Annotated in this window: 21 protein-coding genes, 2 tRNA genes and 1 rRNA gene (1 of these 24 cut by a window edge); 12 read left to right on the top strand and 12 right to left on the bottom strand. The window is 32.1% G+C overall.

Going from position 1 to position 21,464, the window contains the following annotated elements:
- Positions 1-907, bottom strand: a 16S ribosomal RNA gene (locus tag Ollyesu_RS10055) (it extends 613 nt beyond the left edge of the window).
- Positions 908-1,585: 678 nt separating this feature from the next.
- On the opposite strand from Ollyesu_RS10055, the gene thrS reads away from it, so the two are divergent.
- From thrS to rplT, 4 genes are all read left to right on the top strand, one after another.
- The gene (gene thrS / locus Ollyesu_RS10050; RefSeq protein ID WP_279301091.1) at positions 1,586-3,520 is read left to right on the top strand and encodes a threonine--tRNA ligase; all 1,935 of its coding nucleotides are present in this window, start codon (positions 1,586-1,588) and stop codon (positions 3,518-3,520) included.
- A 70-nt stretch (positions 3,521-3,590) separates the two neighbouring features.
- Positions 3,591-4,100, top strand: coding sequence for a translation initiation factor IF-3 (gene infC / locus Ollyesu_RS10045; RefSeq protein WP_279303071.1), 510 nt, complete (start codon positions 3,591-3,593; stop codon positions 4,098-4,100).
- Between the two features lie 64 nt (positions 4,101-4,164).
- Positions 4,165-4,362, top strand: coding sequence for a 50S ribosomal protein L35 (rpmI, locus tag Ollyesu_RS10040; RefSeq protein ID WP_279301090.1), 198 nt, complete (start codon positions 4,165-4,167; stop codon positions 4,360-4,362).
- Between the two features lie 108 nt (positions 4,363-4,470).
- Positions 4,471-4,815 (top strand): 50S ribosomal protein L20, encoded by a 345-nt coding sequence (gene rplT, locus Ollyesu_RS10035; protein WP_111660471.1) that lies wholly within the window; start codon positions 4,471-4,473, stop codon positions 4,813-4,815.
- Between the two features lie 77 nt (positions 4,816-4,892).
- On the opposite strand, the gene Ollyesu_RS10030 is transcribed toward rplT, so the two are convergent.
- The 9 genes from Ollyesu_RS10030 to tgt form a co-directional block, all read right to left on the bottom strand.
- The gene (locus Ollyesu_RS10030; protein WP_279301089.1) at positions 4,893-5,972 is read right to left on the bottom strand and encodes an adenylate/guanylate cyclase domain-containing protein; all 1,080 of its coding nucleotides are present in this window, start codon (positions 5,970-5,972) and stop codon (positions 4,893-4,895) included.
- Positions 5,973-5,981: 9 nt separating this feature from the next.
- Positions 5,982-6,251, bottom strand: a complete 270-nt coding sequence (locus tag Ollyesu_RS10025) for an EF-hand domain-containing protein (protein WP_279301088.1) — start codon at positions 6,249-6,251, stop codon at positions 5,982-5,984.
- Positions 6,252-6,439: 188 nt separating this feature from the next.
- The gene (locus Ollyesu_RS10020) at positions 6,440-7,699 is read right to left on the bottom strand and encodes an asparagine synthetase B (RefSeq protein WP_279301087.1); all 1,260 of its coding nucleotides are present in this window, start codon (positions 7,697-7,699) and stop codon (positions 6,440-6,442) included.
- Between the two features lie 70 nt (positions 7,700-7,769).
- Positions 7,770-8,804 (bottom strand): AI-2E family transporter, encoded by a 1,035-nt coding sequence (locus Ollyesu_RS10015; protein WP_279301086.1) that lies wholly within the window; start codon positions 8,802-8,804, stop codon positions 7,770-7,772.
- 21 nt (positions 8,805-8,825) lie between these two features.
- The gene (dnaB, locus tag Ollyesu_RS10010; protein WP_279301085.1) at positions 8,826-10,361 is read right to left on the bottom strand and encodes a replicative DNA helicase; all 1,536 of its coding nucleotides are present in this window, start codon (positions 10,359-10,361) and stop codon (positions 8,826-8,828) included.
- Positions 10,362-10,616: 255 nt separating this feature from the next.
- Entirely contained in the window at positions 10,617-11,570 is a 954-nt protein-coding gene (locus Ollyesu_RS10005) for an acetyl-CoA carboxylase carboxyltransferase subunit alpha (RefSeq protein ID WP_279301084.1), read from the bottom strand.
- 130 nt (positions 11,571-11,700) lie between these two features.
- Positions 11,701-12,588: a DMT family transporter gene (locus tag Ollyesu_RS10000; protein ID WP_279301083.1), complete on the bottom strand. Its 888-nt coding sequence runs from the start codon at positions 12,586-12,588 to the stop codon at positions 11,701-11,703.
- Positions 12,575-13,648, bottom strand: coding sequence for an LptF/LptG family permease (locus Ollyesu_RS09995; protein ID WP_279301082.1), 1,074 nt, complete (start codon positions 13,646-13,648; stop codon positions 12,575-12,577). Before Ollyesu_RS09995 ends, Ollyesu_RS10000 begins: the two co-directional genes overlap by 14 nt.
- Positions 13,649-14,779 (bottom strand): tRNA guanosine(34) transglycosylase Tgt, encoded by a 1,131-nt coding sequence (tgt, locus tag Ollyesu_RS09990; RefSeq protein WP_279301081.1) that lies wholly within the window; start codon positions 14,777-14,779, stop codon positions 13,649-13,651. It abuts the gene before it with no gap.
- 212 nt (positions 14,780-14,991) lie between these two features.
- Between tgt and Ollyesu_RS09985 the strand changes: the two genes are divergently transcribed.
- From Ollyesu_RS09985 to Ollyesu_RS09975, 3 genes are all read left to right on the top strand, one after another.
- The gene (locus Ollyesu_RS09985) at positions 14,992-15,837 is read left to right on the top strand and encodes a transketolase (RefSeq protein ID WP_279301080.1); all 846 of its coding nucleotides are present in this window, start codon (positions 14,992-14,994) and stop codon (positions 15,835-15,837) included.
- Positions 15,838-15,857: 20 nt separating this feature from the next.
- A complete protein-coding gene (locus tag Ollyesu_RS09980; protein WP_279301079.1) occupies positions 15,858-16,811 on the top strand; it encodes a transketolase family protein in 954 nt (317 codons plus the stop codon).
- Positions 16,812-16,956: 145 nt separating this feature from the next.
- Positions 16,957-17,598 (top strand): outer membrane beta-barrel protein, encoded by a 642-nt coding sequence (locus Ollyesu_RS09975; RefSeq protein ID WP_279301078.1) that lies wholly within the window; start codon positions 16,957-16,959, stop codon positions 17,596-17,598.
- A 35-nt stretch (positions 17,599-17,633) separates the two neighbouring features.
- Here the strand turns inward: Ollyesu_RS09975 and Ollyesu_RS09970 are convergent, their stop codons facing one another.
- Positions 17,634-18,593, bottom strand: a complete 960-nt coding sequence (locus Ollyesu_RS09970) for a hypothetical protein (RefSeq protein ID WP_279301077.1) — start codon at positions 18,591-18,593, stop codon at positions 17,634-17,636.
- Between the two features lie 80 nt (positions 18,594-18,673).
- Between Ollyesu_RS09970 and Ollyesu_RS09965 the strand changes: the two genes are divergently transcribed.
- Both Ollyesu_RS09965 and Ollyesu_RS09960 read left to right on the top strand, forming a co-directional pair.
- Positions 18,674-19,048 (top strand): RNA-binding S4 domain-containing protein, encoded by a 375-nt coding sequence (locus tag Ollyesu_RS09965; protein WP_279301076.1) that lies wholly within the window; start codon positions 18,674-18,676, stop codon positions 19,046-19,048.
- Between the two features lie 3 nt (positions 19,049-19,051).
- On the top strand, positions 19,052-19,555 hold the full coding sequence (locus Ollyesu_RS09960; RefSeq protein ID WP_279301075.1) for a phosphoribosyltransferase family protein: 504 nt from the start codon (positions 19,052-19,054) through the stop codon (positions 19,553-19,555).
- Here the strand turns inward: Ollyesu_RS09960 and Ollyesu_RS09955 are convergent.
- The gene (locus tag Ollyesu_RS09955) at positions 19,547-20,062 is read right to left on the bottom strand and encodes a shikimate kinase (protein ID WP_279301074.1); all 516 of its coding nucleotides are present in this window, start codon (positions 20,060-20,062) and stop codon (positions 19,547-19,549) included. The genes Ollyesu_RS09960 and Ollyesu_RS09955 overlap by 9 nt on opposite strands.
- 124 nt (positions 20,063-20,186) lie before the next feature.
- Between Ollyesu_RS09955 and Ollyesu_RS09950 the strand changes: the two genes are divergently transcribed.
- From Ollyesu_RS09950 to Ollyesu_RS09940, 3 genes are all read left to right on the top strand, one after another.
- Positions 20,187-20,259: transfer RNA gene (locus Ollyesu_RS09950), tRNA-Lys, on the top strand.
- Positions 20,260-20,309: 50 nt separating this feature from the next.
- Positions 20,310-20,395 (top strand) — tRNA-Leu (locus Ollyesu_RS09945).
- A gap of 155 nt (positions 20,396-20,550) precedes the next feature.
- On the top strand, positions 20,551-21,459 hold the full coding sequence (locus tag Ollyesu_RS09940) for a MerR family transcriptional regulator (protein ID WP_279301073.1): 909 nt from the start codon (positions 20,551-20,553) through the stop codon (positions 21,457-21,459).
- The last annotated feature ends 5 nt before the right edge of the window (positions 21,460-21,464 follow it).

Raw genomic sequence — 21,464 nt, 5'->3', positions numbered from 1 at the left:
TCCTTTGAGTTTCATTCTTGCGAACGTACTCCCCAGGTGGGTCACTTATCACTTTCGCTTAGCCACTCAAACCGAAATTCGAACAGCTAGTGACCATCGTTTACGGCGTGGACTACCAGGGTATCTAATCCTGTTCGCTCCCCACGCTTTCGTCCATCAGTGTCAGTATATTATTAGTAATCTGCCTTCGCAATTGGTATTCTATGTAATATCTATGCATTTCACCGCTACACTACATATTCTAACTACTTCATAACAACTCAAGACAACCAGTATCAAAGGCAATTCTACAGTTAAGCTGCAGGATTTCACCTCTGACTTAATTATCCACCTACGGACCCTTTAAACCCAATGATTCCGGATAACGCTTGGATCCTCCGTATTACCGCGGCTGCTGGCACGGAGTTAGCCGATCCTTATTCTTACAGTACCGTCAAGCCTCTACACGTAGAGGTGTTTCTTCCTGTATAAAAGCAGTTTACAACCCATAGGGCAGTCTTCCTGCACGCGGCATGGCTGGATCAGAGTTGCCTCCATTGTCCAATATTCCTCACTGCTGCCTCCCGTAGGAGTCTGGTCCGTGTCTCAGTACCAGTGTGGGGGATCCCCCTCTCAGGGCCCCTACCTATCGTCGCCATGGTGTGCCGTTACCACACCATCTAGCTAATAGGACGCATAGTCATCTCTTACCGTTACCTTTAATGTTATCTTGATGCCAAGTTAACATACCATAAGGTATTAATCCAAATTTCTCTGGGCTATCCCTTAGTAAGAGGCAGATTCTATACGCGTTACGCACCCGTTCGCCGGTCGTCAGCAAGTGCAAGCACCTCTGTTACCCCTCGACTTGCATGTGTTAAGCCTGCCGCTAGCGTTCATCCTGAGCCAGGATCAAACTCTTCATCGTTAAATTTTTAGTCTTGCGACTGTATCTTAACAATTAAAAATCTAAAATACTCAAAATGGTTTATTCTTTTGTTTGAAAATAATCGTTTCCAATTATTCTCTTACGCTGTCAATTCAATATGTTTATGAACTTTTTTATCGTGTACTTAAGTCGTTTATCTCTTAAGCGGGTGCAAATATAATTCGCTTTTTTTTATCCCACAACTCTTTTTGAAAAAATATTTATATTTTTTTTCACTGGTTGCTTTTCAATAAAATCCCGTACGTTTTTACCTAAAACTCCATTACGTCGTTTTCGGGGTGCAAATATAAAACCCTTTTTTATTCCCACAACCCTTTTTTGAATCTTTTTTTACTTTATTTTTTTTTAACCCTTCAACACCATTATTATCAATACTTTATAACCGCCATTTTTTTGCCTCTCATCTTATCTTAAGACTGCATTTAACCTCAAATAGTCCATATACAAACTAAATCATCTGCATTTGGATTAAAACCGCGTTAGGGATTGTAACAACTACTCATTATTCTTGCTAATATATAGTAAAAAATATATAATGAAAAACCAGACCCCTATCAGATCAAAACGCTATAGTTATAAAAATTTACGTCATTACTTATAAGGTTGTATTGCTAGACAAGTTTTATACTATTATATTTGTGCCTTAATTTGATTTTGATGATAAAAATTACTTTACCAGATGGTAGTGTAAAATCTTATGAAAAAGGTTGCACACCAATTGATGTTGCAAAAAGTATTAGTGAAGGTTTAGCTAGAAATGTTATTTCGGCTAGTTTTAACGGAGATACTGTTGAATCTACTACTAGTCTATATACTGACGGTTCTTTAATTCTATATACTTGGAATGATGATGAGGGTAAAAAAGCCTTTTGGCATAGTTCTGCTCATGTTTTAGCTCAAGCCTTAGAAGAGTTATATCCTGGTTGTAAATTAACTATTGGTCCTGCAATTGATAATGGATTTTATTATGATGTTGATTTTGGTGAACACTCTATAAGTGATAAAGATTTTAAGACTATTGAGAATAAAATGTTAGAGATTGCCCGTGGAAAACATGAGTTTTCTATGCGATCTGTTTCTAAAGCAGATGCATTATCCTTATATAAAGATAATATATATAAGACTGAGTTAATAGAAAATCTTGAAGATGGCACAATTACATTTTGTGATCATTCAACATTTACAGACTTATGTCGTGGTGGACATATACCAAACACTGGTATTATTAAAGCTGTAAAAGTGTTATCTGTTGCAGGTGCATATTGGAGAGGCGATGAGAATAAACCACAATTGACTCGTGTTTATGGGATTTCTTTTCCGAAACAAAAAGAGCTAACTGCTTATTTAGAACTTTTAGAAGAAGCTAAAAAACGTGATCATAGAAAATTAGGTAAAGAATTAGAGCTTTTTACATTTTCTCAAAAAGTTGGTCAAGGATTACCTTTATGGTTACCTAAAGGGGCAGCTTTACGAGAGCGACTAGAAAACTTTTTAAAAGAAGCTCAGAAAAAAGCAGGATATGAAATGGTTGTTACACCACATATAGGTCAAAAAGAATTATATGTAACTTCGGGACATTATGCTAAGTATGGAGAAGATAGTTTTCAACCCATATCTACTCCTAAAGAAGGAGAAGAGTTTTTGCTTAAACCTATGAATTGTCCACATCATTGTGAAATATATAATAGTACACAATGGTCTTATAAAGATTTACCTAAACGATTTGCTGAGTTTGGCACAGTATATAGATATGAGCAAAGTGGTGAATTACATGGTTTAACCAGAGTACGTGGATTTACTCAAGATGATGCCCATATATTTTGTACTCCAGACCAGTTAGATAAGGAATTTAAAGATGTTATAGATTTAGTATTATATGTATTTGGATCTTTAGGTTTTGAAAATTTTACTGCTCAAGTCTCGTTACGTGATCCAGAAAAACCAGAAAAATACATAGGTAGTCTTGAGAATTGGGAAAAAGCAGAACAAGCTATTATTAACGCCGCAAAAGACAAAGGATTAAACTATGTGGTAGAGACTGGTGAAGCTGCCTTTTATGGTCCTAAGTTAGATTTTATGGTAAAGGACGCATTAGGTAGACAGTGGCAATTAGGAACTATACAAGTAGACTACAACTTACCAGAGCGTTTTGAATTGACCTATAAAGGAAGTGATAATGATACCCACAGACCTGTAATGATTCATCGTGCTCCATTTGGAAGTATGGAACGTTTTATTGCTATTTTGTTAGAACACACTGGAGGAAATTTCCCACTTTGGTTAATGCCAACGCAAGTTTCTGTACTAACTCTTAGTGAGAAATATGAAAAATACGGTCAAAAAGTTTTAACTTTGCTAGAAAATCACGAAATTCGCGCACTTGTAGATAATCGAAGTGAAACTATTGGTAAAAAAATTAGAGAGGCTGAAATGAATAAAACGCCTTATATGATTATCATTGGAGAGCAAGAAGAGGGCGAAGGTAAGATTTCTGTAAGACAACATGGTGGAGAAGATTTAGGCACGATTAGTGTAGATGAGTTTGCAGAAGTTGTTAAAACAGAGATAAATAAAACAAAAAAACAATTTTAAAATTAAGTTTAACTAAAATATATAAGTCATAGCAATACGTAGAAAAAGATCAAGAGGTCCGGCAAGAATCATTAAGGAAGATCAACACAACATTAACGGAAAAATTAGAGCAGAAAAAGTGCGTCTAGTTGGAGACAATGTTGAAGTAGGAATTTACACCACTAGAGAAGCTCGAGCAATAGCAGAAGAGCAAGAATTAGATTTGGTTGAAATTTCGCCAAAAGCAGATCCACCAGTATGTAAAATAATGGATTACAAGAAGTTTCTTTATGAACAGAAGAAACGGGAAAAAGCATTAAAATCTAAGGCTACAAAAGTTGTTATCAAAGAAATTAGATTTGGTCCTCAAACAGATGACCATGATTACGAATTTAAAAAGAAACACGCCGAGAAATTCTTGAAAGAAGGAGCTAAATTAAAAGCATTTGTATTCTTTAAAGGACGATCTATTGTGTTTAAAGAGCAAGGACAAATTTTGTTATTACGTTTAGCTCAAGATTTGGAAGAATTTGGAAAAGTAGAACAAATGCCAAGACTTGAAGGAAAGCGAATGACCATGTTTATAGCTCCAAAAAAATAGATAAAACTGAATAATTTCAGTAGTAAAAACATTATAAGCGAAATAATTAAAACTAGGAAACAAAATGCCTAAAATGAAAACAAAATCTAGTGCTAAAAAGCGATTTAAGCTTACTGGTACTGGTAAAATTAAAAGAAAGCACGCGTTTAAAAGTCACATCTTAACAAAGAAGTCTAAAAAACGTAAATTAGCTTTAACTCATGATGCTTTAGTTGATAAAGCAGACGAGAACAATGTTAAAGTCATGTTACGTTTAAAGTAACATTGTTTTAACCGGTTAAAATTATTTATAAACCCTGGAGTTAGGCAAACTAAGATTTAAAAAAAGTGTTAATTTATTAACCGCCTACTACAAAAAACAATTAAAATTATGCCTAGATCAGTAAATTCTGTAGCTAAAAGAGCCAGAAGAAAAAAGGTGCTTAAACAAGCAAAAGGTTACTTTGGACGTCGTAAAAACGTTTGGACAGTAGCAAAAAATGCGGTTGACAAAGCTATGCAGTATGCATACAGAGACCGTAGAAATAAAAAGAGAACGTTTCGTGCTTTATGGATCACGCGTATAAACGCAGGAGCCAGATTACATGGAATGTCTTATTCACAATTTATGGGAAAAGTAAAAGCTAATAACATCGAGTTAAACCGTAAGGTTTTAGCTGATTTAGCGATGAACCACCCAGAAGCTTTTGAAGCTATTGTGAATAAAGTAAAATAAGGGGCATTTTGCCAATTGTATAACAATACTTCGCTTATAATACAGAAAATCCGATTCTTAATTGAATCGGATTTTTTTTATGACTTATTTATAGAATATAACCTGACCTCTTCTTCTTTTCCTTTCAGAGAAATATTTCCAATGGATTGTATTTTATATTTGTTTAGCTGTAATTTTTCTAACAATTGCTTGGAAATTAAAAGTGTTTCGTTGTACTTATTACATTCGCCTTGAATCCTTGCAGATGTATTTATAACGTCTCCATGATAAGCTATTTCTTTTTTTAGAGTACCTACTTCTGTAACGATTAAATTTCCACCATGCAAACCTGCTTTAAATTTGGGCTGTAATCCAAAATGCTTTTGATAGGCTTTCTGTTTTTTTAATAGTCTATCTTGAAATTTAAAAAACAGTTCAACACAATTATTATTTTTTATTCCTTTATTAAATGTCCAACTTATGACTGCTTCGTCGCCTACATATTGATATATTTCTGCATTATAATTGGTAATAACTCTATTTAAGTCGTAAAAACATTCTTGTATCAGTTCGCTATATTTGTAATGTCCTAATTGTTCTGCTATGGTTGTAGAACCCTGTAAATCTAAAAACATAAATATGCGTTTTTCCTCACGTGGCTTTTTATATTTACCAATTAACTGATTAAATAAAACCCCTTTACCAAATTTTTCTTTGGAAATTTTTAAAAATGAAAATATTAATGAACATATAATAAAATAACCTACAACTAACCAAAACACTTTATTTTCTTTCCACCAGCCATTCTCGTTTGGTAAGTTTCTGTCTATTTGTTGCTCTATTAGTCCAACTATATAATTGGTTGATAGGATAAGCATTAGTAAATAAATCAAAGACTTTTCAAGTAATACTAATCCAGTTGCTAGTTTATTGAGTTGAAATTTTTCAAATATAAACTCTACTATAGCATAAACAATTCCGACAATAATCCCAGCAAAAACTCCAAATTCTAACCATTGTAGTATTGGGACTACTTCACTATCTGAAGTAGCAAACGCTTTACCTCCTTCTGCTCCTACTTGATAGTAACGTATCATGATAAATAAACAGAAGGCTAGTGACCAAAAAATGATAGTCGCAAATAGTAACCTTAAAAATTGAAATAGTGTGTTTTTCAAATGGTGTTTTTATAATGAAATCTCGTCTATTGCTGCTTTAAATTCTGACCAGCTTATTAGCTTATCTCCATCTTTATCGTAACCTTCAATTAGCTTTGAAGCTACAATACCTCTAATAAAACCACTAATTTCTGCTTCTTGAAGTAGCTTTTTAATTTCGGATTTTGATAGTTTTTTATCTCCATTTTCATCAAAAAAGTCGAATGCGTTTTTTGGTGAATCAAAATGGCTAGTAATTAGTATTTCTATTTTTTTTAGGATATCATCTTTTGTTGACATTGTAGTAATGATTGATGTATTAATTATCTATTGATTAAGTCTAGTTGATTGAGGTACTGCGTTAAGGATTATTCATTTTTTTATAATGTTATTATTGTATTCATGATTACTTCGTAGTTGAGTAATTGTTGGAGCACATCTTTGCTTGCGACTTGCGAAAGCCTGAACCTTGTGGTAACGCCCAAAAATTATGTTTTTTGCTTTTTCTTTTTTGCTGCAGGAAATAACACATTGTTTAAAATTAATCGGTAGCCTGGTGAGGTTGGGTGTAATTCCAATTCGGTTTTAGGATCTCCAACTTTATGGGTGTAATCTTCAGGATCGTGTCCACCATAAAAGGTAAAAAAGCCTTTTCCTTTTATACCGTGTATGTATTTAGCCTCTCCATTAGTTTTATTTTCTCCCATGACAAGTACGTTTGATTTAATTTCTTCTCTTGTAAAGGATGTTGTTTGTCCCATAAATCCCTTAACCAAAGCAGTATGATTTTGACACAACATAGTTGGAATTGGGTCCCATTTAGCTGAAAAATCCATTAATGAAAAATAGTCAGTTTCTTTTGGAATCATTCGCTTAGTAGTCATATCTATGCTTGAAAACTCGTATACCATTGGACTACGTTCTAAGGTATAATCTTTAAAAGCAAATGTTTTAGAAAAATCTATTTTTGATTGGTAATTACCATCGCTTGCATCTCCATCAAACATAGGCTCGCAGATATCTATATTTTCTGCAGATAATGCAATATCAAAACTGTCTGTAGCACTGCACATGGCGAACATGAATCCTCCTCCTACAACATAATCTCTAATTTTAAGTGCCACATCTCTTTTTGCCTCAGAAACTTTAGTGTATCCTAATTTTGCTGCTAAAGCTTCTGCATCCTTCTTTTCTTGTATATACCAAGCTGCTTGACGGTAGCGTGCATAAAATTTTCCGTATTGTCCTGTAAAATCTTCGTGATGTAGGTGCAACCAATCATACAACAGAAGTTCGTCTTTTAATACCTCTTCATCATAAACGGTTTCATAAGGGATTTCTGCATAGCTTAATACCATAGTAACAGCATCGTCCCAAGGTAATTTACCCTTTGGTGTATAGACCGCAATTTTTGGTGCTTTTTCAAGCACAACTGCTTCCATATTTTTACTAGGACTGCTAATTTCTTCTAAAATTTTCTCTGTTTTAGCATCAGATAGTACTTCAAAACTAACACCTCTTATTTGACATTCTCGTTGAATGTCTTCACTATCTGGTAATAAAAACGAACCACCTCTATAGTTAAGAAGCCATTTTACTTTTATATCTTTTTCTAAAGTCCAATAAGTTATTCCGTAAGCTTTTAAATGATTTTTTTGCGTGTCTGCATCCATAGGAATTAAAATATAGGATGCAAATATTTGATTAACAAATAGAAACAGGATTATAAATGCTGCTAATTTTTTCATTTAAAATAAGTGATTTTATAACTTGAAAGATAGTTAAAAAAGCAACTTTTAAAAACGAATTAGCAATAAATTAACTAGATGAGCCAGAGAGCAGGTCTGAAATAATTTTTGTTCTGGGAAATTGTTCAAAAATAATTTTAAGAAATACTGTAATAGGAATTGCCATAATTAATCCTGGAACACCCCAAATATATCCCCAAAACATTAGCATAACTAGTACAGCTATAACATTTATAGAGAATGATTTACCCATAAAAACTGGTTCTAAAATACTACCATACAGTACTTGGGTACCAGCAATTGATAAGATAAAAAATAATAGTTTACTGGATGTTTCTAGCTCGACAAACGCAAAAATGGACAGTAAAATTACTGTAATAAACGAGCCTACCATTTGCACAAAATTGATTAAAAACGCAAATAATCCCCAGAAAATGGGAAAGCTTACATCAAAGAAATAGCAGGCTAATCCAGTAAAAACACCTGTTAAAAAACTGACTAAAAACTTAACTTTAATAAATTTTATTAAGTCTTTTTCAATTTTCATGAAGGTTTTAATAGACGTGTGTTTTTTCTTTAAAATTGTTCTATTTATTAACTTTTCTACATTAATAGATTCTGCTAACCATAGTACGACAAAAAAGGTTGTCATTAGTAGAGCTGTCAAAAATTTACTAATAAAGCTAAGTGTTGGAGATAAATTATCCAGTAATGCCTCCTTATTTACTAACCTTGTTAATGAGCGACTTCCCTCTACTTTTTGAACTCCAAAAAATGCTTCAACACTATCTACTAAAGTGTTTATTTTGTCTTCTGCTTTATGAAAAAACTGAGAATCTGATGCTAAGATCTCTCTACTTGATAATTTAACTAACTCCACTCCTATTTTTATACCTAAAGCTATGACTAACATTACTATAATAACACTAACCATTTTAGGGAGTTTTCGTTTACGTAAAAAGCGCATTAATGGTAAAAACAATAATGCAATAAACATAGAAAACACTAAGGGCACAAATATAAAGGACAATACTTTTAATAAGTAAAATATAATAGGTATTACAATGACTAAAAGTAAATAGTTAGTAGTTTTTATTTTATCCATTAAGTTGTAGGTTCAAATTTATTAAAAAGGCACATCATTGTCATCCTGTTCTGGTGCATCAAAAGCATCGTTGGCAGTTGGGAAATTATCTGGAGCAAAAGTATTATCGTTTGCAGCAGCATTCATTTTACTGTGAAACTCTTGACCAAAAGGCGTGTCAAAATCGTCTAGATTATCAAATTTACCTAAGTGTCCAATAAATTTTAATCTAATACTATCTAAACCTCCATTACGATGTTTTGCTACAATAAACTCTCCTTGACCTTCTGTTGGTGAGCGTTCTTCGTCATCCCACTCGTCTATTTTATAATATTCTGGTCTGTAAATAAAGCTAACAATATCTGCATCTTGCTCGATTGCACCAGACTCACGTAAATCTGATAGTAAAGGACGTTTGCTTCCACCACGAGTTTCTACTGCACGTGACAGCTGTGATAATGCTATAACAGGTACACTTAACTCTTTAGCTAGTGCTTTTAGGTTTCTGGAAATAGTAGAGATTTCTTGTTCACGATTACCACCTGAACCAGAAGCTGTCATTAGCTGTAAATAATCAATCATGATCATTTTTATACCATGTTGTGAAGCTAAACGACGTGCTTTTGCACGTAGATCAAAAATAGAAAGTGATGGTGTATCATCAATAAACAATGGTGCCTTTTCTAAGTCTTTAACTTTAGTATTAAGCTGTTCCCACTCATGCTTTTCTAGTTTTCCAGTTCTTAGTTTTTCTGAAGACAACCCAGTTTCGCTAGAAATTAAACGTGTAATTAACTGTACAGATGCCATCTCTAGAGAGAAAAATGCAACAGGAATATTTGAATTTACCGCTACATTACGAGCCATAGTTAAGGTAAAAGCTGTTTTACCCATACCAGGACGTGCTGCAATAATAATTAAATCACTTTCTTGCCAACCAGAGGTTAATTTGTCTAGTTTATCAAATCCAGAAGGGATTCCGCTCATTCCTTCTTTTTTCGAAATTTCTTCAATTTTCTTTTTAGCTTGAATTACTAAATCTTGAGCAGTTTCACTAGATTTTTTAATGTTTCCTTGGGTAACTTCATATAATTTAGATTCTGCTTTATCTAACAAATCAAATACATCTTGGGTTTCATCATAAGAATCTTCAATAATTTCTGAAGAAATCTTAATTAAACTACGCTGAATATATTTTTGTAAAATAATACGTGCATGAAACTCGATATGCGCAGAAGAGGATACTTTTTGAGTTAAAGAAATAAGATAAAAATCACCACCTGCTAAATCTAACTTTGAGTTTTTCTTTAATTGCGTAGAAACTGTTAATAAGTCAATAGGTTGACTTTCTTGAAACAGCATGAATATGGCTTCAAAGATGTGCTGATGTGCCTCTTTGTAAAATGCTTCAGGACTTAAAATATCTATGACCTCATCAACCCCTTTTTTGTCAATCATCATAGCACCAAGAACAACTTCTTCCAAATCTAAAGCCTGAGGTGGAATCTTCCCCTTTTCAAGGCTAATAATGGTGCTCTTGTCAACTTGGTACCCTTTTATTTGATTAGGTTGCTTCATTGTATGGTAATAATTTTAAGTAAAAACTTAATGGTTTTTTGTGGTTATTTATTGATTAAACTAGCTTATAAATATGACTAATTTATGTTTTAGCGAAAGTAAATAAATAGTTAAGAAATATTGAATTACAAAGTTACTCAATCTTAACAGGTCATCAACATTTATTATGTTAATAACTCTATTTTTTTGTTAACAAGCACAAAAAAAATCTGAAGCAAAAACTTCAGATTTTGTTAGCAAATGGTTTTATAAGGTTTATCCTTTAAAAACTCCCATTTCTGAATATTTTTCGATGCGTTTATTTACTAAATCTTTTGGTGATAAGTTTTTAAACTCGTCATAAGCTTTGACAATTGCATCAGATACTGTTTTAAATGTTGTATCTCTATCTGTATGTGCTCCACCAAGTGGTTCTTTTATGATATCGTCTACAATTTTCATTTTTTTCATATCGTTAGCAGTTAGTTTTAAAGCTTCTGCTGCTTGCTCTTTATACTCCCAACTTCGCCACAATATAGAAGAACAAGATTCTGGAGATATTACAGAATACCATGTGTTTTCTAACATCATGATTTTATCACCTACACCAATACCTAATGCTCCACCAGATGCACCTTCACCAATAACTATGGTTATAATAGGTACTTTTAAGCGTGTCATTTCTAAAATGTTTCTGGCTATAGCTTCACCTTGACCACGCTCTTCTGCTTCTAAACCAGGATAAGCTCCAGGAGTGTCTAATAATGTCACAACAGGAATCCCAAATTTTTCTGCAGACTTCATTAAGCGTAATGCTTTGCGATAGCCTTCTGGATTAGCCATACCAAAATTACGGTATTGCCTAGTTTTTGTATTAAACCCTTTTTGTTGACCAATAAACATAAAGCTTTGGTCACCAATTTTTCCTAAACCACCAATCATTGCCTTATCATCTTTAAAACCTCTGTCTCCATGAAGTTCTAAAAATGAGTCGCCACAAATGGCTCTAATATAATCTAAAGTGTAAGGCCTGTCTGGATGACGTGATAATTGTACACGTTGCCAAGCAGTTAAGTTTTTATAAATTTCTTTTTTTGTAGCTACAAGCTTTTTTTCGATTTGCTTGCAAGTCTGTGTCACATCAACATCACTTTCTTCTCCAATAACTTGACACTTTTCTAGTTGGTCTTCTAGTTCTTTTATAGGTAATTCAAATTCTAAATATTCCATAGGGAATGATAGTTTTGTTTATTTGTTAGGTTGCAAAATTACATTTTTTTTGTTTCATTTTTTATGAATACAATTAAAATGAGCATATTTTAACGTTAAAAATTGATAATCAGTTAGTTTGCTTTGATTTTTAAATCTTTGATTGTTTCCAGTTTTTTAATATTCCGTTTAATAAAACAACACCTAATATAATGAAGGCACCAATGTAAAAAGAGGTAGACATGGTTTCGGTTTCTGGGAATAGTATTAAAGCTAAAATGATTCCGTATATAGGCTCTAAATTATAAGTTAAAACTACAGTATAAGGACTAATAAATCGCATCACATACACTGAAGCTATAAATGCGTAAGCTGTACATACTGAAGCTAGAATAAATAGCCATAACCAATCTGAAGCTGAAATATTAAAATGATTAGCATTAAAGCCTTCACCAAAAAATAATATATAAATTGATATAAAAAATACACCACTTACAAACTCATAAAACGAAATTTTAGTAGCAGAATGCTCTTCTAAAAATTTTCCGTTAAGCACTGCAAATAGTGAGGATAAAAATGCCGAAATGACACCTAATACCATTCCATATATATATTTTAATTCGCTTTGAACTATTAAGTAAATACCAACAATTACAATTAGTCCAAAAACAATCTCATAAGCAATTATTTTACGCTTATAAATTATAGGTTCTATGAATGATGCAAAAAAAGCACCAGTTGAAAACATAGCTAACGCAATAGAGGCATTAGATACTTGAATAGATCCGAAAAAGGTTATCCAATGCAATGCGATTATGATACCTGCAATGGATAATTTGAAAAATCCTTTTTTTGTAATAGAGATATTGACTTTAGTAATTTTAATGTAAATAAACATTAAAACCGTAGCTATTAACATTCTATACCAAACTAAGCTAACCGCATTTATAGTAATAAGTTTTCCGAGAATAGCTGTAAAACCAGCTATAAATACTAGAACATGAAGGTGAAGATAATTTTTAAGTTTATCGTTTTGCATTGCGCAGTAAGATAAGTGCTAATACTCCAAAAATAATGTTTGGAAACCAGACTGCTAGTAATGGCGAAAAATCTGATTGTGAAGCAAGGGTCCCAAATATTTTGTCAAAAAATACAAATATCATGGCTATACAAATGCCGAAAGCTAAATTAACTCCCATACCACCACGACGTTTTCTTGACGACACCGCAACTGCTATGATGGTTAATATAAAGACTGAAACAGGTAAACTCCATTTTTGATATTTAGCTAATTTATAACGTCCTATGTACTTAGAGCCTCTTTTTTCTTCTCTATCGATAAATTGAATCAATTCATTATACCTTAAAGTTTCAGCTATATAATCTTCAGGAGTTAGATCATCCAAATCAAAACTTAAAATAGTATCTTTTTTTCTTTGCACTTCAAGTACATCGTTGTTTTCTCCAATGGTTCTTTTAACGTAATTACGTAACACAAATGCTGAATCTTCTTCATAATACCTAATATTAGACGCACTAATTTTATAGCTCATCTTACCTTCTTCAAAATGTTCTAAAGTAAAATTTATACCTGTTTTGTTTTTGGTATCAAAACTAGTGACGTAAATGATTTCTTTATCATTAATTTGTTTTAATACATTAGTGTTATTAAGTGCTTTTTTTCCAGAGAGGTATTTATATTTAAAATTATTAAATCCTTTACTAGCATTTGGAGCTAAATACAATCCTAAAACAATTGATATAATTGCTACTATTACACCTCCAATTAGATAGGGTCTTAAAAATCGTGTAAACGATACACCAGAACTTAAAAACGCAACAACTTCAGTGTTATTAGCTAATTTTGAAGTAAACCATATTACAGATAAAAATAAAAATAAAGGAAATAATAAATGTGCAAAATAAATGGTAAAGTCTAACAAGTACTGCATAACTTCGCCGAAAGGCGCATTATTTTCAAGAATTTTACCAATTTTTTCAGCTAAATGGACGGTTATACCAATAGGTATAAATAACAAAAGCATGACTGCAAATGTCATTAAATAACGTTTTAGTATGTACCAATCTAATATTTTCACTTATAGACGTTTATCCATTTGCTTTACCATTTGGTCTTTCCAAGTTCTAAAATCTCCTGCTAAAATATGTTTTCTAGCTTCTCTGGTCAACCATAAATAAAATCCTAAATTATGAATGGTAGCAATTTGTTTTCCTAATAACTCGTTAACAGTAAACAAATGTCTTAAATAGGCTTTACTGTATTCTGTATCTACAAAAGTAATTCCCATCTCATCAATAGGCGAAAAATCATCACGCCATTTTAAGTTTTTGATATTAATAGTACCATGAGCAGTAAATAACATTCCGTTTCTAGCATTACGGGTTGGCATAACACAATCAAACATATCAACGCCTAATGCAATATTTTCAAGTATATTTATTGGTGTACCAACTCCCATTAAATAACGTGGCTTATCCTCTGGTAATATATCTGTAACTACCTCTGTCATCGCATACATCTCTTCTGCTGGCTCACCTACAGATAAGCCACCAATAGCGTTACCAACTGCACCAGCATTTGCAATATATTCGGCAGATTGTTTACGTAGATCTTTATAGGTACTACCTTGTACTATAGGAAAAAACGCTTGAGAATAATCATATTTAAAAGGTACTTTTTCTAGATGATTAATGCACCTATCCAACCAACGATGTGTCATATGCATAGATCGTCTTGCATAATTATAATCACATGGATAAGGTGTACACTCGTCAAAAGCCATAATAATATCTGCACCTATACTTCGTTGAATTTCCATGACATTTTCTGGTGTGAATGTATGGTAACTTCCGTCTATATGAGATTTAAATTTGACGCCTTCTTCTTTAATTTTTCTATTTGCAGATAGCGAGTATACTTGATAACCACCAGAGTCTGTTAAGATATTTCGGTCCCAGTTCATAAATTTGTGTAAACCTCCTGCTTTCTCTAGTATTTCGGTTTGTGGTTTTAAATATAAGTGGTAAGTATTACCTAAAATAATATCAGGATTAATATCTTCTTTTAATTCTCTTTGATGCACTCCTTTAACCGATGCTACAGTACCAACAGGCATAAAAATAGGAGTTTCAATAACTCCATGATCTGTTGTTATTACTCCTGCTCTAGCGTTGCTTTGCGTATCTTTTCCTTTTAAATCGAAAGTCATTGTGTTTCTTAAATCTTCAGCTAGCAAATATAAATAAGAAATACACAAAGGGTCTTAAATACTTACTAAAATTGAAATTTTTGTACCACACAGTAAAAAATAATTGTAATTGTTAAGAAATCGAGGCAAATCGTTAATAAGTGTAACGATTCAATTTTTGTGACCGCCTTTTAAAAAACTAATTTTGGAACAAAATAATTAACCCATAAAACATGGCAAGCATACAACAATTAGAAGATTTAACAACACAAGTACGCAGAGATATTTTACGTATGGTCCACAAAGTAAATTCTGGTCATCCAGGTGGTTCTTTAGGTTGCGCAGAGTTTTTTGTAGCACTTTATAAAAAAATCATGGACAGAAAAGAAGGATTTGATATGGATGGTATTGGAGAAGATATTTTCTTCTTATCCAATGGACATATTTCTCCTGTTTATTATAGTGTTTTAGCACGATCAGGTTATTTTCCTGTAGAAGAATTAAACACCTTTAGATTAATAAATTCTAGACTACAAGGTCATCCAACCACTCACGAAAATTTACCAGGAGTTAGAATTGCTTCCGGATCGTTAGGACAAGGATTAAGTGTAGCGTTAGGTGCAGCACAAGCTAAAAAATTAAACGGTTGTCAACATTTAATTTACAGTTTACATGGTGATGGAGAAATGCAAGAAGGTCAAAATTGGGAAGCTATTATGTATGCAGCTGGTAATAAAGTAGATAATATTATTGCTACAATAGATTTAAATGGTCAACAGATTGATGGACCAACTGACAAAGTATTACCAATGGGTAGTTTTAGAGCAAAATTTGAAGCTTTTGGTTGGACAGTTGTAGATATAGAAAACGGTAATTCTATAGAAGACATCTTAAAAGGTATGGAAAAAGCTAAAAGCCTTACAGGACAAGGTAAACCTGTTTGTGTGCTACTAAAAACAGTTATGGGTCATGGTGTAGATTTTATGATGCATACGCATGCTTGGCATGGTAAAGCACCAAACGACGAGCAGCTTGCTATTGGATTAGAGCAAAATCCTGAAACTTTAGGTGATTACTAACTAACCAAAACTTAGACAAAATGAAAACATATACAAATACAGGAAGTAAAGATACGCGTTCAGGTTTTGGAGCTGGACTAACAGAATTAGGACAAACTAATAATAACGTTGTTGCGCTGTGTGCCGATTTAATTGGCTCTCTAAAAATGGATGACTTTAAAAAAAATCATCCAGAGCGTTTTTTTCAGGTTGGAATCGCAGAAGCTAATATGATAGGTATGGCAGCAGGATTAACCATTGGTGGCAAAATACCATTTACAGGTACTTTTGCAAACTTTTCTACAGGTCGTGTGTACGATCAAATAAGACAAAGTGTTGCTTACTCTGATAAAAATGTAAAAATCTGTGCTTCGCACGCAGGTTTAACTTTAGGTGAAGATGGTGCTACACACCAAATTCTTGAGGATATTGGCTTAATGAAGATGTTACCAGGTATGGTAGTGATTAATCCTTGTGATTATAATCAAACTAAAGCTGCAACAATTGCAATTGCAGATCACCATGGTCCAGTATATTTACGTTTTGGACGTCCAAAAGTTGCCAATTTTACACCTGAAAATCAAAAATTTGAAATTGGAAAAGCCTTACAATTACAATCTGGAAGTGATGTAACTATTGTTGCTACTGGACATTTAGTATGGGAAGCTTTAGAAGCTGCAAAAGCTTTACATGATAAGGGTATCTCTGCTGAAGTCATCAATATACACACCATTAAACCTTTAGACGCTAATGCTATTATAGAATCTGTAAAGAAAACTAAATGCATTGTAACAGCCGAAGAGCATAACCATTTAGGTGGTTTAGGAGAAAGTATAGCACGTGTTTTATCACAACATCAGCCAACACCTCAAGAATTTGTTGCAACCAACGATACCTTTGGTGAATCTGGAACACCAGAGCAACTCATGGAAAAATATGGTTTAAACGCAGATGCTATTGTAAAAGCATCCGAAAAAGTTATAAATCGTAAGTAGATTATTAAAATTAATATTTAAAAGAGGGGTTAATCAATTAGATTAACCCCTCTTTTTTTTATACATTTAAGTAACTGATAAACAGCATTAAAAATATTTTGGCATAATTTTCGTTATAATAAATGTTCATCAAAAAACAACAATTATGAAAATTTTAAAAAGATTTTACAAAAACTTAAGTCCTGAAACAGGTGTAAGTAAAAAATTAATTTTAACATCAATTGGTTCGTTATTATTTACAACTTTAATTTTTGCTCAAACTAAAAGTGGTTTTGGTATTAAAGGTGGATTAAACTACAATGGAAATGGTGACTACTTTGAATCTATTTCTAACAATTATCAAAATCCAGATCAAAATATTGGGTACCACGTTGGAATTTTTGGTAAACTAGGTAACAAACTTTATTTTAGACCAGAGCTAGTGTATACAGCTACGTCAAGTGATTATGATGCAGGTACTTTTGATTTTAAAAAATTAGATGCACCATTATTGGTTGGTATAAAAGTGTTGGGACCTATTAGTGTTTTTGGAGGCCCTTCTGTACAGTATGTACTAGATAGTGGTTTTGAAAATGCTACTATTAACACTATAGAGAATGATTTTTCGGTAGGATTAAACTTTGGAATTGGGTTTAGTATTAACAAAATTGGATTAGACTTACGTTATGAAAGAGGTTTTAACGATAATGAAGCTACTATTATAAATAATAATATAACAATCAATAATCCTAACAGATTAGACACACGACCTGAACAGCTTATACTAAGTTTGTCCATTATGTTGTAAACTAAAAAAGCCACTTTAAAAGTGGCTTTTTTTTGTTATTGATTAGACTCGTTAGAATCTGCATCTAAGTAATTGGGTATACCATCACCATCGCTATCATCATTAGTTGGATCTCCGTCTTGGTCTAAATCTTCGTTAGCAGTTAAAACACCATCGTTATCATCATCATTATCAAAAAAGTTGGGGAAGCCATCACCATCTGTATCTTCATTAGAGCCATCACCATCACCATCTAAGTCTTCCAAACGTGAAAAAATTGAATCACCATCATAATCTGTATTTATTCTTGTTAGAAGTCCTAATTTAAATATTATTGGAGTATAACTAGGTATATTACTTGTTGCAGCAGAAAAATATCCTAATCCTGAAGGAATAAATACTGCACCAATACCATAATTATGGTTAGTTGTGGTACCATCTCCGTTTTCGCTATAACTTTCTCTAGCTTGAAACTCTATTAAAGCTTCTCTAAAACCAGTAATAACGCCTAATGAAAATCCTACGTTAGAAAGGTTTAAAGGAGTATTTACAACATCTGCACTATCAAACACTTCTCCATCTAATAAATTTCCTTCATATAAAACACCTACAGCATCTAGAGGGTGAATGGAATGCCCCAAACCTTGTCTTACTCTTAAAATATACAGTTTATAATCTATACCATCTTGAGTCACTATTTTCTCTTCAACTTGGTCTATTAGTGGAATTTTATCACTATTAGCACCTTCAATGGTATCGAAAACTATTTCGAAAGAATCATTTGGTGTTATGTTAGCAGGTGAAGATGACAAATCACTATAGACAGGATTTGACTCAAACTCTTCATAGTTATAAAAATGAGTTTGTAAGTACGCTTCAATTTCTGCTAAATCTTCAGCATATACTTCTGCTCTATCTCTTTCAACAAATACTGGTGTATCATCTTCTTCATCTTTACAAGATAATATAGTAACAAAAACTGTTAAAAGTATTAAAGTAATTTTTCTTAATTTCATTATTGCTATTTTTGAGTCGGCAAGATACATTTTAATATAATTTTGTACAATAACGTTAACGCTAATTTTAGATAATTTGTATGCGAATAGATAAATTTTTATGGTGTGTTAGATATTTTAAAACCAGAAACATTGCTACAATTGCATGCAAAAAAGGGCACGTGAAGGTAAATGAAGCTGTAGTCAAACCTAGTAGAGAGGTTTATCCAACAGATACTATAGAGGTTAGAAAAAATCAAGTAAATTACAAACTAACCGTTTTAGACATACCTCCAAACAGAGTTGGAGCTAAATTGGTTGATATTTACAGAGTTGATAAAACACCAAAATCTGCTTTTGAAGCTCAAGAATTACTTAAATTAGCTAAAGATTACTATAGAAAAAAAGGAGTTGGACGACCAACTAAAAAAGATAGAAGAGATTTAGATAATTTAACCTTTGAAAATGAACAATAATTTATGAGTGTAATCAAAGATATTATTTTAGATAAAAGTGCCATAAATAATAAGTTAAGACGAATAGCTTATCAAATTTATGAAGCTAATACCAATGAAAAAGAAGTGATTTTAGCAGGTATTGATGTTAATGGCTATATTCTTGCAAAAAAACTAAAAGTTATTCTTTCTAAAATCTCTCCAATATCTCCGGTACTTTGTAAAGTTTCAATTGATAAAAAAAATCCTAGATTAGCTATTAAAACTTCTATTAAAATGGAAGATTACCAGAACAAATCCGTTGTGTTAATTGATGATGTTTTAAACTCCGGAACCACATTAATCTATTGTGTAAAACACTTTTTAGAAGCTCCATTAAAACAATTTAAAACTGCTGTTTTAGTTAACAGAAATCATAAAAAATTTCCAGTTAAAGCTGACTATAAAGGTATATCTCTGTCTACCTCTTTAAATGAGCATGTCCAAGTCGATTTAGATAATAAAGATTGGAAGGCTTACTTAAATTAGCTTAAAAATAATATTGTCTATTGTCTCTTCCTTAGAAGTTGTAGATTCTATTACAATCTTTGCTTGATTGTAAAAATAGGAACGCTCAAAAATATGTTTTGCAACAAAATCTCTTAATTCTAATTTAGAGTTAATATGACTTATTAAAGGCCTACTATTATCTTTATAAAGCCTGTTAACAAGTATATCCAGATTTGTTTTCAAATAAATGGTTGTAATATTTTCTAATGCATTTAACCAAGTCATTGTATCATAAAAACAAGGTGTTCCACCTCCCAAAGATATAACTGATTTATTGACAGTAGATACTATTTCTTTTAAGTATAGTTGTTCCAATTTTCTAAAATGAATTTCTCCTTTAGTTTTAAAAATTTGTGAAACACTTAAATTTTCTTTGGTTTCTATATACTCATCCAAATCTATAAATTCATAATCCATGATTTTAGCTAATTTTTTGCCAATTGTAGATTTTCCAGACGCCATATATCCAACTAAAACTAAATTCATTTTTAAGCTTAAATATTGATTATTAAAATTATAGATAAAATGAAAACAAAAAAACAAAAAAATAATTTAAAATAGGGTTGTAATATTAATAAAACGTTTTATATTTGCACCCTCAAAAGGAAAAGACCGGGTAGCTCAGTTGGTAGAGCATCTCCCTTTTAAGGAGAGGGTCCTGGGTTCGAGCCCCAGCCCGGTCACAAAAAGTTAAGCTTCTGCTTAACTTTTTTTTTATCTTTATTTTTCAAAAGCGCACGTGGCGGAATTGGTAGACGCGCTAGCTTGAGGGGCTAGTGACCACTATTGGTCGTGGAAGTTCGAGTCTTCTCGTGCGCACTATAAATTATGATTTAAAAGTTGGACTTGTAAATTTTCTCAAAGTTTTGAGATTCATAATTTTTCTCTTGAAATCAAAGTTAATTGTTAATTATTTCAAAATGTTTCTTCATTTTATGTAAATATTCGTTCTGTTTAATTATTTTAGCTAAACAATGAACAATATAAAGAATAAGTTTAGCATAAAAGACCTTGAAAATTTATCAGGTATCAAAGCGCACACCATAAGAATTTGGGAAAAGCGCTACAATTTGTTTCAACCCAATAGAACTGAAACTAATATTAGATATTACAGCTTAGCCAGCTTACAAAAAATATTAAATATTAGTTACTTAAATAAAAATGGTTATAAAATCTCTAAAATTGCAAGCTTAAATGCTGATGAGATACCAGCTTTGGTAAAGCAAATTGCCGAAGAAAACGACAAAAACAACCATACAATTAATCTATTGAAGTTAGCAATGATTAATTTTGATCAAGGTTTATTTTACAAGACTTACAATGATTTAATTAACGAGTTTTCTTTTAAGGACATCTTCTATGATGTGTTTGTTCCGTTGCTTGATGAGATAGGCTTACTTTGGCAAACAGATACTATTACGCCTGCTCATGAGCATTTTATTGTTGAACTAATCAAGCAAAAGATTATATTAAATACAGAAAAAGCATTAAATAATTCTAAACCTACAAAAGACACTAATGCTTATGTTTTGTATTTGCCAGATAATGAGGTGCACGAGCTTGGACTATTATTTACTAACTACGAAATAATTAACAAAGGGTCTCACTCAATCTACCTTGGTCAAAGTGTTCCTTTAGATAGTCTTCAATTCTTATTATCTCAATATGATGAGATAACATTTGTGTCTTGTTTTACAGTAAAACCCGAAAAAGATGACCTTGTAAATTATTTGAAAGAATTTGATTCTAAGCTGCTAAAAAACACAAAAAATAAATTAATTATTTCTGGTAGGATGACATCTTTGATTCAAGACTTATCCAATCCAAATATTACGACTTATAAATCAACCAAAGAAGTCCTTGAAAATATACAATACGTTTAATTAGT

It is taken from the genome of Olleya sp. YS (assembly GCF_029760915.1).
Classification (GTDB): Bacteria; Bacteroidota; Bacteroidia; order Flavobacteriales; family Flavobacteriaceae; genus Olleya.
Note: the sequence above shows the minus strand (reverse complement) of the source record. Positions and strands in the feature narration are given on the sequence as shown.